General features: G+C 36.8%; 8 protein-coding genes. 5 read left to right on the top strand and 3 right to left on the bottom strand.

What is annotated here, in order from left to right; all coding sequences use genetic code 11:
• Nucleotides 1–60: 60 nt before the first annotated feature.
• Entirely contained in the window at nucleotides 61–1,116 is a 1,056-nt protein-coding gene (gene aroG / locus RGQ13_RS10790) for a 3-deoxy-7-phosphoheptulonate synthase AroG (RefSeq protein WP_348389758.1), read from the top strand.
• 2 nt (nucleotides 1,117–1,118) lie between these two features.
• Nucleotides 1,119–1,505, top strand: a complete 387-nt coding sequence (locus RGQ13_RS10785) for a DUF2750 domain-containing protein (RefSeq protein ID WP_348389757.1) — start codon at nucleotides 1,119–1,121, stop codon at nucleotides 1,503–1,505.
• Nucleotides 1,506–1,557: 52 nt separating this feature from the next.
• Here the strand turns inward: RGQ13_RS10785 and RGQ13_RS10780 are convergent, their stop codons facing one another.
• A complete protein-coding gene (locus tag RGQ13_RS10780; protein ID WP_348389756.1) occupies nucleotides 1,558–3,387 on the bottom strand; it encodes an SLC13 family permease in 1,830 nt (609 codons plus the stop codon).
• Between the two features lie 281 nt (nucleotides 3,388–3,668).
• On the opposite strand from RGQ13_RS10780, the gene RGQ13_RS10775 reads away from it, so the two are divergent.
• Nucleotides 3,669–5,024, top strand: a complete 1,356-nt coding sequence (locus RGQ13_RS10775; protein WP_348389755.1) for a leucyl aminopeptidase family protein — start codon at nucleotides 3,669–3,671, stop codon at nucleotides 5,022–5,024.
• A 98-nt stretch (nucleotides 5,025–5,122) separates the two neighbouring features.
• On the opposite strand, the gene RGQ13_RS10770 is transcribed toward RGQ13_RS10775, so the two are convergent.
• Nucleotides 5,123–7,261, bottom strand: coding sequence for a winged helix-turn-helix domain-containing protein (locus tag RGQ13_RS10770; RefSeq protein ID WP_348389754.1), 2,139 nt, complete (start codon nucleotides 7,259–7,261; stop codon nucleotides 5,123–5,125).
• A gap of 330 nt (nucleotides 7,262–7,591) precedes the next feature.
• Between RGQ13_RS10770 and RGQ13_RS10765 the strand changes: the two genes are divergently transcribed.
• Together RGQ13_RS10765 and RGQ13_RS10760 are read left to right on the top strand one after the other, a co-directional pair.
• Nucleotides 7,592–10,651 carry a TonB-dependent receptor plug domain-containing protein gene (locus RGQ13_RS10765; protein ID WP_348389753.1) on the top strand — a complete coding sequence of 1,020 codons (3,060 nt, stop codon included), beginning with the start codon at nucleotides 7,592–7,594 and terminating at the stop codon, nucleotides 10,649–10,651.
• 137 nt (nucleotides 10,652–10,788) lie between these two features.
• On the top strand, nucleotides 10,789–11,907 hold the full coding sequence (locus tag RGQ13_RS10760; RefSeq protein WP_348389752.1) for a metallophosphoesterase: 1,119 nt from the start codon (nucleotides 10,789–10,791) through the stop codon (nucleotides 11,905–11,907).
• 70 nt (nucleotides 11,908–11,977) lie between these two features.
• On the opposite strand, the gene RGQ13_RS10755 is transcribed toward RGQ13_RS10760, so the two are convergent.
• On the bottom strand, nucleotides 11,978–16,519 hold the full coding sequence (locus RGQ13_RS10755) for an EAL domain-containing protein (protein WP_348389751.1): 4,542 nt from the start codon (nucleotides 16,517–16,519) through the stop codon (nucleotides 11,978–11,980).
• Nucleotides 16,520–16,611 lie beyond the last annotated feature (92 nt).

Raw genomic sequence — 16,611 nt, 5'->3', positions numbered from 1 at the left:
ATACAAAACACTGCTAAATTTAGCCCTAGATACTATCCACAAAAATATAAAGAGTTAGCCATGTTGTTTGAAACCGATGATGTACGTATTAATCAAATAAAAGATCTGCTACCACCGGTTGCATTATTAGAGCGCTATCGCACTAACGAAAAAGTGGCGAAAAGTGTTGTTGGTGGGCGCCAAGCAATAAGTGACATTCTTAATAATAAAGATGAACGTTTGCTAGTAGTAATTGGTCCATGTTCAATTCATGATCCTATTGCCGCGCTTGAATATGGCAGTCGTTTAAATAAACTACGCACTAAGTATAAAGACAGCTTAGAAATTGTTATGCGAGTATATTTTGAAAAGCCACGTACAACAGTTGGTTGGAAAGGCTTGATAAATGATCCTCATTTAGACGGTAGTTTCCAAATTAATGAAGGTTTACGTATTGGTCGTAAATTGTTGTTAGATTTGAATGATATGGGCCTACCAACAGCAGGTGAGTATCTTGATATGATCACCCCGCAGTATATGGCTGATTTGATGTGTTGGGGTGCCATAGGCGCTCGTACCACTGAGTCACAAGTTCACCGTGAATTAGCATCTGGCTTATCATGCCCTGTTGGTTTTAAAAATGGTACTGACGGTACCATTAAAGTAGCTATTGATGCTATTGGAGCCGCTAGCGCGCCACATCACTTTTTATCTGTAACAAAACTTGGCCATTCAGCGATTGTCGAAACTAAGGGCAACCCTGATTGTCATATAATTTTACGTGGCGGTAAAACCCCTAATTACCATGCAGAAGACGTAAACGCTATAACAGAGCAACTAGAATCTGTTAATTTACCTGCTAAAATTATGGTAGATTTCAGTCATGCAAACTCTAGTAAAAAGTTTGAAAACCAAATGCTTGTTTGTGATGACGTATGTTCACAAATGACTAGCGGTAATGAATCTATTTTCGGTGTAATGGTTGAAAGTCACTTGGTAGAAGGTCGTCAAGATATTGTTGATTGTAAAGTTGAAACTTATGGGCAAAGTATTACTGATGCTTGTATTGGATGGCAAGATACTGAAGTGTTATTAGAAAAGCTTTCAAAAGCATCTACAAAACGTATGCAGGGCTAACTATGGTTCTTATAGATAAAAACAGTGTAAAGCTTTCAGATGAACAACGTTATGAGTTGTTCATGCAAAATTTGATGAGCGAACGCGAGACTTGGATCTTAACTGACGAACATGGCGCGGTAATGCTTACCGAAGATGAAGACGATTACGTACCATTTTGGCCCACTGAAGAAACAGCTTCTTTATGGGCCACAGATGAGTGGGACCATTGTCAGCCAAAACTAATTAGTTTTGATGAGTTAAAAGACAAATGGTTACCTGGCATGGAAGAAGATGATTTATGTTTAATTATTTTTCCAACCACAGGATTAACCGGACAGGTGTTTTACCCTTGGGAATTTAACCAAGTATTAGATAAAAAACTCACCAAATTAGCTCGAAAAAACTAATTCTGCACAAATCAAACAGCATTAAAACAATACAATTAATGCTGTTTTACCCTTACAAATATATCCAACTAAGTACAAAAGATAATGTCACCCACATTAATATAATTAGTGGGATACCAACACGCATGAAATCAGAAAATTTATAACCACCGGCATTCATTACCAACACATTGGTTTTATATGCCATTGGTGTAGCAAAACTTAAATTTGCACCGAATAAAACCGCTAGTATGAAAGGCTCTACTGGAACATTTAATTGGTTAGCAACCGATATAGCAATTGGTGTTCCTATAACCGCAGCAGCATTGTTTGATACGATATTTGTAAGTACCGCAAGTAATAGCATTAATGCTGACAGGATCCCCGCTGGCGGTAAATCAAAGGCTAGGGCAACAAACATTTGCGCCATGTATTCAGCACCACCAGTTTTCATCATGGCTGCACCTAATGCAAGAGATGCTGCAACAATGAGGATCACCTGGCTACTAAGCGCTGAGGATGCGTCATCCCAATTAATACATTTAGTTGCTAACAACACTAATACACCACAAAGTGAACTTACGGCAATGGGTAATAACCCTAGAGCTGCCACTAAAATAACAGCTACAAGTATTCCCAATGCAAGTGGAGCTTTTTTTGAATGAGGTAAATTTGCCGCGCCATCTATTATAAGCAGTCCACGTGCAGCTTTTAATACCTGAACCTGCTCATCATCACCTTGCACTAACAATACATCACCAGTTTGAATTGGTACTTTGTTGATGCTTCTACGGCCAAGGTCCATTGCTTTACCACCACGATGAAGAGCTAATACTGATACACCAAAACGTTCTTTAAAATTAGCTTGCTTTAATGTTTGCCCATTTAGGCCTGATGATTGAATAACGACGATTTCAGCTAAGGTTTGTTTTTCTGCAATCAATGGATGTTCAGAATCTACTTTATGCTTATCAGTATATAAGGTTGCATTCAAAACAGTTTCGTACTCTTTTAAACGGTCAGGATAATCTTTTACTTTTAAACGATCTCCCGCTTTTATTATGGTATCGGGTAAGGGAATAACATTTCTATAATCTGGTTTGCGTTGAATAAACTCAATTAACATTTGATTATCAGTAAGCTTTCTTAATTCAGCTACAGTTTTACCAACACATAAACCTTCTTCATTTATATTTAAATAACCTCCAAATATTCTTGGTGATGTATCTGGCAGGGAAGGTTTACGTTTAGGGATTATTCTAGGCGCAATTAACCATAAGTATAAAATAGCGATAGTCGCTGCAAATAATGCAGGATAGGCGAAGTCAAACATACCAAAACGACGAATCCCCATATCATTGGCAACACTAACAACTAAAAGGTTAGTTGAAGTCCCTATAGTTGTAGTCATACCTCCTACAAGTGTTGCTAACCCCATAGGGAGTAACATAGGAGATGAGTCTGTTTTGGTTCTTATTGCAACGCTAATCAAAATAGGTAAAAACAAAACCACAATTGGTGTATTGTTCACGAAGGCGCTTAATGTTCCTGCTACCAGTAAAGTTATCAATAACGACAGAGTGGGGCTTATCTTCCAAAGCTTGGCTAAATTTCGTCCGATAGGCTCAAGTGCGCCTGTTCTAACCAATGCATGACCAATGATCATTAATCCACATACAGTTACTAATGCTTCGTGGCCAAAACCAAAAAATAATGATGAAGGCTCTAAATGAACACCGTTAGCTTCAAATGGAAATACTGTAAATACTAATGCCAAAATTGCAATTACAGCTAATGACGAGGTTTGTAGAGGAATATCATCACGCCGAAAGAAATATAAGGCGATTATGGTAATTAGCAACATCGCTAAAGCATGATTATTAGGGATGTCAGGTATATTCATTTAGCTCTCATTGGTAATGGCAAAATTGACATAGTACTAATCAATATATTATGTAGATTGCGATAATGCCAATAATTTTATTTAGGTTATTCATTTAAAAGGATTATTTTAAATATGTTGCACCTGCGGGCAGTGGTTGAACGTCAATAAAATCACCGAGAGGCAAGTAAATCAGTCCATTATTTAAAAATAGTTAGAAAAAGACCCGCTTAGGTTTTATCTCATAAGCAGATGATGAGATAATGATTTTAATAGTTTAAAAAGCGTTATTAAGGAAAAAAATGAGTTTAGTCAATATTACTGATAAAAACACCGTCCCGTTAATTATTATTAACCAAAATAACTTTGATACTTGGTTGCTTAATGAAAGCGAGCAAGTCCAAAGCTGGATACAACAAACAACAGCAAGTAACGGTATATCATTAATTCCAGATGCGACTGGTAAGTTGTCAAAGGTAGTGGTTAAGCTGGCAAATCCGGAACACTTTTTTGCTAGTGGTGATTTAGTTAAGTTGTTGCCACTAGGTCATTATCAATTGCATGCTGAAGAAGAATTGCAAGAAGCAATTGCATTTGGTTGGGCTATGGGGAGTTATCAATTTGACCTTTATAAGCCAAAGCAAGAACTTGCCACCTTGGTTGTTGATGATAAAGCTTTAGTTGAAAAGGTATTAAAATTTTCCAATGCTAGTTGTTTAGTTCGTGATTTAGTCAATACTCCTGCAGCCGATATGATGCCTGAGGATTTGGGACAAACGGCTCTGTCATTGGTTGAGCAATACGGCGGGCAAGTTAAGCAAATCATTGGAGACGAATTACTAGAGCAAAATTACCCAACTATTCATGCCGTCGGCCGAGCAAGTGTCCATAAACCACGTTTGATTGATTTAACTTGGGGTGAGCAAGGTGCACCTAAAGTTACCTTGGTGGGTAAAGGCGTATGTTTTGATAGTGGTGGTCTTGATCTAAAACCTGCCGCTGGCATGCGTAATATGAAAAAAGACATGGGCGGTTCAGCTCATGTATTAGGATTGGCACAACTAATTATGTCGCATAAATTACCAATCCAATTAAGAGTACTTATACCAGCTGTAGAAAATGCAGTTTCAAGTAATGCACTACGTCCTGGCGATGTTGTTACAACGCGTAAAGGCTTAACAGTAGAGATTGATAATACAGATGCTGAGGGGCGTTTAGTGTTGTGTGATGCATTAGATGAAGCAAACAACGACAAACCTGATTTATTGATTGATATCGCTACTTTAACCGGTGCTATGCGCGTTGCCCTTGGTACTGAACTTCCTGGGTTTTTCAGTAATAATGATGAAATAGCCAATGAATTGATGAGTGCTGGTACATCAATAAATGATCCTGTTTGGAGAATGCCATTATATAACGACTATAAAAGCTTGCTCGACAGTAACGTTGCAGACATTGCTAATGGTGCAGCAGGCCCGTTTGGCGGCGCAATAACTGCAGCTTTGTATTTACAAGAGTTCGTTAACCCTGAAATTAACTGGCTGCATTTCGATGTTATGGCCTGGAATGTTCGTAAGTTATCAGGGCGTCCAATAGGTGGGGAAGCGTTTGGTATTCGTACTTTATTTAATTATTTGCAAGGTCAGTACGGTAAATAACCTGATCATGGGTTAAATAGCAACAATATCAAATAGATAAAAGCCTACATTGTGAAACGTAGGCTTTTTTATTTGCGTTGTCCTGTCCTGAAGTAGGCTTACAACAGTTTTGGATGTTGCAGTTTACTGATATCTGCTTGCGGAAAGCTTTCTCCGGTAAAAAGCAATAGTTGTTTATCTTCAATATGAGTTAAGTTAGTAGAATCAGCCACTGAATTTCTTGGTTGTTTTATAAATGCTGTGTACGACATGTCATTAAAGTTATAGAAAAATAACTGAGTAGAATTGCCTTCATGATGATTAAAATAAACGCCATGTTTAGTATAAACCCAGCTGTAAGTACTGTTAAGTTTATTTCTATTGATTATATTTATACTATCGCTCTTTACTGAACTTAGGTTTCTTTTATACAAACCACCCGAAACCCGAGTGTAATATAGAGTATCATTTTGGCTGAGTACGCCACTTCTTGCGCCATCAAAAGTTAACCTTTTACTTTCACCTGAGAGTAATTCAAATTTATGTAAATCAGTATATTCATCAGTATAAACCGCGGTTATGATTGACTTATCATCATATGACCATGTTGGACGATTATGCTGGTTGAATTGCGAGTTTAATTGTTTTAGTTTTTTAGATTTAAAATCTAAAATATAAATCTTATCGCCTTTATCTGTTCTACTTGCGGATAAAAATGCAACTTTAGTTCCATCATTAGACCATTTAGGATGTCTAACCGTATCTTCAAGGAAAGTCAGTTGTTCTCGTTTTGAACCGTCGTGGTTAGAAGCCCAAACTTCGTAAAACCCTGATTCATTTGAAACATAAATTATTTTGTTGTGAACGCTAGAGTAGTCAGGTGATAAATGATTAAATTTAGACTGGAGCACCGGAAAAGGGCTCGATGGAAAATCTGAGTTAACGGATAAACTTGAAACTTGATAATGTTCTAATCGATGCTGAAAAAATAGCTCTGCCGATTGGCTTGAGTATTTTGGATAGCTAAATCCTTCGATGTTTAAATTAGTGATCTCACCTGTATCAGGCTTTACCATATAACCCTTACGGACGTCGGCACGCTGCGTAGCAAAGACTATGTGCTTGCCGCTTGGATGCCAAGTCATACCAACAATGTCTTCTTCATTAAAGGTTAATTGTGTTTCTTGTTTTGACGCTAAGTTGATTAAAAATATATTCTCTTCAAAGCTACTAAATCTTCTTGATACGGCAATAAATTTTCCATCGGGTGAAAATGACATATCTCTATCACGATGAGAACAATTTACAGTACAGGAAAATCTTTTCTGAGAAAGACCTTTTGAAGTTAAATCAAGAAAATAGATCCCCGCAGAATCATCACTTTGCTTTCTTCCATGAAAGGCGAGGGTTTTACCATCAGCAGAGATATCAATGTAGTAATAGCCACCTTTTTTCGGACATTGTGCAATGACCTTATCTTCATGGGTTTTTACCTGCATTTGTACAAGTTCGCAGCTATTATTTGTTTTATCTTTTCGGGCGAAATATAGATAATCCCCATCAGAACTCCATACAGAAAAACCTTGCTTTGCATCGTCAAAGGTTAGTTGCTGCGCTTTTAATTGCGGCTGTGTTCTGTCTCTCATAAACAAATTAGAAATGCCTTGATGATCATTCCACTGGTAGACAATAAAGCGTCCATCAGGTGATGGCGAAGTAAAAAGTTCACTCCCAGGCTCTGTAGTTATTTGTTCAAAAATAGGCTCTTTTATCGAATTGTGTATCGCTATTTGATGCCAGATAAAATATAGCAAGGCAAATGAAGCAAAAGCATATATTGAAGTTGTGAAACGCCACTTATTGGTTGTACGTTTATCTTTAGCTACTGTTTGTGAGCGTGGGAGAACACCTGTAGTTATCTCATCAATTGGAGCATCAAGTTCAGGTTTAACTAATAAACGATAACCACTTTTTCGGATGGTTTCTATTATTTCAGTTTGTTCATGTTGTTTAAGTTTTTGTCTTAAATTCCAAATTGCGTTGGTTAATGCTTTTTCACCCACATAACTGTTGCCAGCCCAAACGTTTTCAATTATTTCTTCGCGGGGCACAACTCTGGGATATTGACTAGCTAAATACCCTAGTACTTCAATTAGTTTTGGTTGTAATTGAAGCTTTTCGCCGTTGGCAAAGAGAATGCTGTAGTCGCTTGGTTGTACCTTGATTGAAGATAATGAATATGAATTATTTTGAAACATCGCCAACTTACTAGTTAATTGAATTAAATTGCGGCAAGAAGAAGACTTGCGATTAAATAGTAATTTTCTTTGTTCTATAACTCAACCATTTTTAACACTTATTTAATATTTATAATTTTTTAAATTATAGCTGCACCTGACATAACACGTTGTTTTTAAAGTGATAGATATTAAATAGATGTAGAAACGATGCACAATAGGTTGAGTAACTCTTCGCCATTCCTTAAAAACTTCCCTGCAACATTTTGTTTTCTTTGTTGTAACAAGTTTCAGGCAAAAACTGAAACTCAATATAAAAATATAATTAATTTAATGCATAAGGGAGCAGTGATGAATAAAAGTTTAATCACTCTGGCAATTCAATCGGCAATTATTGGTGGAGCAGCTTTAGTTACGCCACAGGTATTAGCTGAAGAAGAGCAAAGCGTAAATCGTGTCATACAAGAGAATAAAGTATCAGAAAATAAAGATGCCTTAGCTCAAGATGAAGAAGTTGAAAAAATTACCGTTACTGGCTCTCGTTTGCGTCGTGACAGTTTTAGTGTGGCTACACCTCTGGTAACGGTGAGTAAAGAAGATATTCAAGATACCGGTCTTGGCTCACTGTCTGAAGTATTAGTGGATGAAGTACCTGCTATCACTGAAAGCTCTAGTAACATGAACACACAATCATCGGTAAGTGCTACCGGACTATCAACAGTCAACTTACGTAATTTAGGAACAGATAGAACTTTAACTCTTATCGATGGTCGTCGTGTTGTATCGAATAGTTACAGTGGCAATTATGTAAGTTTAGGTACCATTCCAACCGGGATGGTAGAAAAAGTTGAAGTGATCACTGGTGGTGCATCGGCGGCTTATGGTTCAGATGCGATTGCTGGCGTAGTAAATATAATTACTCAACAACACAAAGAAGGATTTGAATTTCAAGCTCGCGGTGGTGAAACACCAGAAGGCGGCGGTAAAGAATTCACTTTAGATGCTAATTTCGGCAGTGACTTCGCTGATGGACGTGGTTATATGTTCATCAGTTCAACTTGGGATCGTCAATTTGGTATTGATGTTGATGACAGAGATCGTTCAGCTATCGAATCAAGCTACGACTATAACACTAGCGAACTTTGTAACGAGATGAACACTGTTGATGGCGATCAATGTATGCGTGATATCACCCAAGCTGAATGGCGTGAACGTAGCGATGGTACACAAGGTGGTGTTTTTGAAGAAGGCAATGATTTCTCTGATGGCGGCTTTTATTATACCGCTGACGGCTTACAAACTGGTTGGGTAGAAGAGCGAGATGGTATTAACCCATATCAATGGGATAAAATTAAAACTCCTAATGATCGTTTAGCTACCGCTTTAAAAGTTAACTACGATATTACTGATGATATTATGGGATCATTTCAAGTTCAGTACTCTAACAATGAATCGGTAAATGTTAAATCACCTGAAGATGAGTATGAAAGCGCTTATGTTCCAATTATTGACCCTGAAACAGGTGAGTTAGACCGAGTACGTCCAGGTAAAATATCTATTGATAACCCATTTGCACCGGCAATTATTGCTGATAATGCCGGTAGTAGTATTAGCTGGGATCGTCGCTTTTATGAAGTAGGTAATGTAACAACTGATAACGAACGTGAAACAGTGAGAACATGGGCAGGCTTGCAAGGTACTATGTTTGACGGTGACTGGGATTGGGATGTATCTGTTGGTTACGGTAAGTTTGAGCAAAATCAAAAGCGTTTGAATGAATTAAATACCGTTCGAGTTTCACAAGCATTAGATTCTGAGTATGCCGACGATGGTGTAACAATTCAATGTGCTGATGAAGACGCACGCGCTGCAGGTTGTGTGCCATTAAACATTTTTGGAGAAGGTTCAATAACTACTGAAATGGCGGATTGGATCCGTGCTACACCTAAAATTAATACTGAAATTGAACAAGTTAATATTTTAGGGTTTATCGCCGGTGATTTATTTGAAATGCCAGCGGGTCCTGTTGCTGCTGTGTTTGGTGCAGAATACCGTAAAGACAAGCAAACAGTAAGCACCGATGAAGGCCATCAATATGGTGGTATTACTTTCAACTTGGTACCAAGTTTTGAAGGTGATGTTGATGTGTATGAAGCGTTTGCAGAGTTTGCTTTTCCATTATTGAAAAATAAAGCTTTTGCTAAATCTCTAGATGCAGAAACATCAGTACGTGTTGCCGATTACTCACATGAAGGAATTGACTTGATGTCGAGTTACAAAGTTGGCTTAACCTGGCAGCCCGTTGAAGGTTACATGATACGTGGTAATTTTGCTCGTGCACAACGTGCGCCAAATATCACCGAGTTATTATCACCACCACGTGGTGACTACGATACTTATACTGATATTTGTGATGGTACATCTGCAACATCTACAGAGGCTGGTCATGACAATTGTCGTTTAGAACCTGGCATTGCAGCAGAGCTTGCTGCTGATCCTGATTTTGTTTTTGAAGATGACAATAATGGCTATGGTCCTGGTGCCGGAAATGAAAACCTGAAAGAAGAAACAGCTGATACCTATACTGTTGGTATTACTATGAGTCCAGGTTTTATCGATAATTTTGACATCGCAATTGATTATTACAACATCACCGTTGAAGATGCTATTTCAGAAATAGGTAATGAAGAATTATTGGCTGAATGTTATAACTCATCTGTTGCATTTGGTGATTCAAACCCATTCTGTGCCGATATCACGCGTGATGATGAAGGTCAGATCATTGAAATGTTGCAACGTCAAATTAACGTTGGTGAGCTGAAAACCAGTGGTTATGATTTAGCAATTCAATACTCACTTGACCTGAATGATTTTGGTCGTTTAAAACTTACTGGTGATATGACTCATGTAATTGAACACACTGAGTCATTTGAAGGTAACGATGGTTTAGTTGAGCTTAACAATAATGGCCAATTAGATACCGGTATTTTTGAAGACAGTGCTTCAGCATCTTTAGCTTGGTATAAAGATGGTTGGCGTGTGCGCTGGAGCACTAAGTACAAAGGTCCTGTAGTAGATGCTCATGACCGTGTTGACGATTACAAAGAGCTATTTTCTGAAAACGATGCAAATTGTGCCGCGGCTAACGACGATTGTATTGCTAACCCTGAAACACCGAAGTACTTATACTACGGTTCTTTCATCAAACATAACGTTAGCATCTCTTATGCCTTTGATTATAGCCAAACACAAATCAGATTATTTGGTGGTGCAAACAACGTGTTTGACAACAAGGGACCATTTATTCCGCGAACTGGTGACAACTACGAACGCGGTGTAGGTAACTTTGACAGTAAATATGAAGGTGGTGTAGGTCGCTTTGTTTACTTAGGAACTGAAGTTAAGTTTTAGAGTTCAACTGTAATGGATTAATAATTATACGCGCAGGGATTGTGCTCTCCCTAGATTGCCAAATGGACTTGGCTATTAAACTTTAGCTCTATAAGGATATAGAGCTTTTTTCTATTTTTTATTTATCAGAGATCTTAATGAAAATAATTCCCCGTTATGTACTGCTATCTACGGTTGTTTTTTTAGCAATGCAATATATAAATAAGGCACAGGCAAATTCTGATACTGTCTATGTAATTAGTGATGGCCCTTACATCTTTCTAGACAATAACAACAGAATATCTGAAATTATCAACGTTTGTGATAACCGTAAAGTCAGTCAAAAACTTAGTAGACGTGATGCCTCGGTTGAATCAGAAGATTGTTCAGGAAAAATAGTTACAGATTTAAAGAGTGATTATCAAAGCTTTAGTACTGATATTGAGTTTAATACTAAGTATCCTATAGCTGCTATAAGTGACTTTCATGGCCAATATGACCTCATGGTTAAGATTTTAACCAACAATGGTGTGATTGATAAATCTGGTAATTGGGGATTCGAGAAAGGCCATTTAGTGATCACTGGTGATGTGTTTGACCGAGGTAACAAAGTAACCGAAATATTGTGGTTTCTTTTTAACTTGGAAAAACAGGCACAACAGCAGGGTGGCAGAGTACATTTACTGTTAGGAAATCATGAAACTATGGTGCTCAATAATGATTTGCGTTATTTACACCCAAAGTACTTGGCAGTAGAAAAGATATTAGCGCAGTCTTATAGCAAATTATATGGCGACAGCACGGTATTAGGTCAGTGGCTTCGCTCAAAAAATGTATTGGTAAAAATCAATGGTTTCTTATTTGCTCATGGCGGATTTCATCCAGACTTGATAAAAAAGCAGCTCAGTCTAAATGAGTTAAACCAAGTATTTAGTGCAAACCTTATTAAGCCAAAGTTACCAATTAAAAGATCTGACTTAGGTCATTATCTGCATAAGACCAATGGACCAATATGGTATAGAGGTTATTTTAGAAGCCCGTTAGCAACGGATCAGGAAATAGACAACTTACTAAGCTTCTACAAAATAAATCATATTGTTGTAGGACATACATCACAAACCCATATAAAAAGCCGTTATAACGGTAAAGTAATTGCCATAGACAGTAGTATTAAAAACGGTAAGTATGGTGAAATACTGTTGATCGAAAAAAATAAAATGGTAAGGGGAACCTTAGAAGGTAACAAGCTACCAATTGAAGAGCTTTTAATGAAATAAAATACTGTGTTCACAGTGAATGAGTCCAAGCAGTAAAGTGCTAAACTGATTCAACTGCCAACTTGTATTACTAATATGCGCAAGCTGATGTATGAACGCTAGTTGTATTTATTAACAAGGATGAGATTTCATCCTTGCTGATAGGTTTACTAAATAAAAAACCTTGCATTTGAGAGCATCCTTTATTCAATAATGCTTGCTCTTGCTCGTATGTTTCGACCCCTTCGGCTATACAGTGTAAACCGAATTTTTCCGCTAAAAACAGTGTTGTATCAACGATAATTTCATCGGTATCATTCTTATGCATGCCGTTGATAAATGCACGGTCTATCTTAATGATTTTTATAGGTAAATTTCTTAAATAGTTTAATGAAGAAAAGCCTGTTCCAAAGTCATCTAACGCGATATCGATCCCCAGTTCATTAATTTGTTTCATTGCGGCAATTGCCTTTTCTGGTTCGTTGATTAATGCTGTTTCAGTAACCTCTAACTTTATTGCGGAGGGCGGTAAGTCATGCTCGGCTAAAATTCGCAATAAAAGCGGGATAAAGGAATCATCAGTGAAATGATTTGCTGAAATATTAATGGTTAAATACAGATCATGATTTATTTGTCTCCATTGTGCCAGATCTTTAGCTCCCCGTTCCATCGCAGCGACTGTCATAGGTTTAATCAGTCCAAGTTTTTCAGCATCAGGGATAAATTCGTTAGGAACAATAATCTTTCCTTGATCGTCACTCCATCTGAGTAACAACTCACAACCACAGATTTCACGATTTGCACCATGTACTATAGGCTGGTATAGGTTAAAAAATTTATTGTTAGCAAGCGCATTTTTGATATCAGCCTCTAGCACAACCTGCTTTCTGGCCATTAGGTTCATATCTTCGTTGTAAATTTTAAACTTAAATTTGTTATCTTTTTTCGCAAAATACATTGCAGCATCAGCATTTGCTAATAACTCTTTGGCATTACATTGTAAGGTTGGATACATGGCAACGCCTATGCTGGCACTAACTCTTAATTTGTAAGTATTGATATCCATTGGCTCTTCGATAGCGTCAATAACATCAGAGACGACATGTTCAATTGTCGAAATATCTGATGCATGTTTAAGCAACAAAACAAATTCGTCGCCTCCTATTCTTGCCAGCGTGTCTTCGGAGCTGATCACTGATTGAATTCGTTGGCTCACAGTAATTAACAGTTGATCACCTACATCATGACCAAATGAGTCATTTACTAACTTGAACTTATCTAGATCGATGAACAATATTGCAAAGCTTAAATTGTTGTTCTTAGCTTCGTCGATAGTAGAAGTAATTTTTTCTAAGTAAAACTTTCGGTTTACCAGCCCTGTTAAATTGTCATAATTTGCTAGTTTTTCTAATTGTTTAGCATTGCGTTTTTGCTCAGTAATATCTGAAGCAATACAGACAAAATAAAGATCTTTACTGTATTTGTTCGTATGTGTTGATATTTTAAACGAGACATCAATAGGGGTGCCATCTTTTAAAAACAGCCTATCTTCAACTCGAAGATTGGAACCTGGTGCTAATTCCGCAAACAGTTTTCTGTAATAATTAGACTTTTCTGCATTTAAACCAAATTTTTCGGGAGTAAAATAAAATTCTTCGTCGGCTAAACCATAGGCTTTACGCAATGATTCATTTGCAACAGCAGTCTGTTTTTTTGCATTAATTATTGTCACCCAGTCATTAGTGTTTTCTATAGCCTCTATATAAATTTCGTTTAACTCTTCACCATAGCGAGAGCTGGTGATATTACTATAAGTACCGACTACTTTAGTTGCAAAGCCTGCACTGTTAAATTCTACGACTTTACCTGTATCGCGATACCATTCATATTGACCCCTAGCGTTTTTTAGTCGATAAATAAAGCTGAACTCTTCATGCTGATGAATATGCAAATAATTTTTCCAGTGATTTTTATATTTCTGTTTGTCTTGTTCATGTATCAATAACAAATGTTCGTCAAAGCTCATGCCTTTATACAAGTGTTGTAAGCCAAGTTCATCATGGTATCTATTAGCGATCATGCTGTTATTAGCAAGTTGCCACTCCCAAACTCCACTTTTAGTGTTTTTTAACGCTATTTGTAAACGGTTCTCGCGTTGTTTTACTTGTTGATGAGCTGCTAGTAATTGTTCATGTAGAACTCGTCTGTGCCTGTAATAGACTAAGGAAATAAAAATTAGTATCAATGTATATAAACTAATACTTATAGGTGATAGCCAAGGGGAATATGACACTTTGATCGGTAAAGTAAATGTTGCTAACGTTTTATGTTGAAAGGTATTAACTAAACGCACTACTAATTGGTTGTTTCCGCTTGGCAGGCTAGAGAAAGAAATGCTATTACCTTCCATCGAGATGAAATCTTTCTTGCTATTCACAAATTTATATTCAAATGTCAAAAAAGGAGACGTAAGGGCTTGAGAATGAGAAAAGTTTAATTTAATGCCAATATCATCGTAGTTAAATGCTAAATCAGTTGGTTTGTTTAGTAAAACAAATGGCTTTGGAGCTGACATGATTTCTACATTTGACAGGTTTATCGTCAAGCCTTTATCTAGTGTTGTTTGTTTTAACAACATAGATGTATTTATGATAGAAATTCCGTTAACTGAACCATAGGCAAAATTTCCATTCTTTAAACGGGCATGAGCATTTGCATTAAACTCATCGCTAACAAGGCCGTCATTTTTGCTGTAACTGTGTAAAGTTTGGTTGGCTAAATTTAAATTATGTATGCCTTGGTGACTGGCAAACCAAGGATTAATATTTTTATCAAACATAACGCCATAGCTATGTTTTATAGAACTACTTTCATCAAAACTATTGTATGTAATCGCCATATTTTCCAGTGAAATAGCCACTAAACCCGCGCTATAATAACTGAGCCATAAGGTATTGTTTTTAATTGCAAAGCTATCTATAAGCGCTTGGCGATTATCTTCTATATATGGATTAGTGAATAGTTTAGTTACACGTTTGCTGACGGTATCAAATGTCCATAAGGTATCATTACTACCAAGCATTAACGTATTGGTTTTAGGCAAAAAACCAATTAACCTGTTGATGCTTTCTAAGGGAAGTTGGCCTGTAATTTCGGGATATTCAGTAATTTCACCATTATTTGTGTTAGCACTGTAAAGAGTGCTCTCTTTAATAAACCAAAATGTGTCTTGATGAAAAAAGTTTTTATATAGGTTGCGTTTCATCAGCAGCCCAAGTTTTTGCTGTTTTGAATTTAACGACTTTTGTGTTTTGTTTATTGTGTCGAATAAGGTTAAACCATCGGTAGTGTGTAACCAAAGTTGCCCATGAGAATCGAAGTCCATATCATAGATATAGCTTTTACTAATGGTCTCTTGTTTGTTGTTATTCACCAAATAAGGTGTTACTGCCAATGTATCTACATTAATAGCATTTAGGCCATTTTCGGTAGCAGCCCATAAAATTTTATCATTATTAGGATCTTGTTCTAAAGCCCATATATTGTTACTTGAAAGGCTGTTTGTTTTGCTTTTATCTACAATTATATTAGAAAAGTTTAGCTGCTTTAATGGCCATTTGAATAAGCCTGAATATTTTGAACCTAGCCAAATGTTTTCTTCATCAATAATCAAAGAGCTTATACGGTTATTTTTTATTTGTGGATAAACATCACTAAAGGCTGTTAATTTATTGAGTTTCTGTTTGTAAATATCATATTGGTATAAACCATTATGGCTACTAACGTAGAGCTGATTGTCTTGTGTTAACAAGTGCCAAACATTAAGGTCGGAAATCTCTAATTGATAATGTAATTGATCAGTCGTCTGGTCCAAATAGTTCTCGATTGCAGATAATGGCACTGAAAGCACACCGTCATCGGTACCAAGATAAAGGATATGATTTAATATTTCGGTTGTAAAAAAATTACTTACCGAATGGCTTTTGTTTGCTACAGGAAAGGGTAGTTTGTTAAGTTTTTGTATTTTGGGTTGGTAAACAAAAAGACCAATCTTAGTGGCTATGTAAATTTGCTCGTGATGAATGTTGATATCGAAAATACGATGTTCAGCATCAGATAAATGACTGATGTTGATTTGTTCGATTAGTTGCTGTTTATCTATAGAATATTTAAATAACGAATTAGAACTAGCAAACCACATGTTGCCAGTGTGGTCTTGATGAATATCAATAATAGTACCGTTAGATTTATTCAGTTCGGAAGGTTCGTAAATCAGTTGGTAGCGCTGTTCGTCTGGGGTATATTTGTATAAGCCTCCATCGAACAAGCTGATCCACATATCGTTGTTGTTTTGTTGGAACATTTTAGCAATACGATAGTCAGTAAATTTAGCGTTCGGTCCTGACAATTGATAAAAGTTATAACCATCATATATGTTTAAGCCATCGTCTGTGCCTATCCAGATGTTTCCCTGATTACCTTTTACTAAAGATGTAATGTTTTGCTGACTAAGACCATCTACACCATTGAACCGCTGTAAGTGTGAAAAATTAGACGCGAAAACTGGGTTAATAAAAAACAGCACTAAACAGCAAACCCAATTTGCTATGTATTTTATTGACACATTTTTCATTTTTTATCAGCCAAACATTAACCCTTTGTCGTTTTTTTACCATTTACCGATCCTGTTTGCACCAATAAAACTGGCCTAGTTACATTTGGGTT

The sequence above is a fragment of the Thalassotalea psychrophila genome (assembly GCF_031583595.1).
Taxonomy (GTDB): Bacteria; Pseudomonadota; Gammaproteobacteria; order Enterobacterales; family Alteromonadaceae; genus Thalassotalea_A; species Thalassotalea_A psychrophila.
The sequence above is the reverse complement of the archived record's forward strand: the minus strand, read 5'-3'. Positions and strand labels throughout refer to the sequence as shown.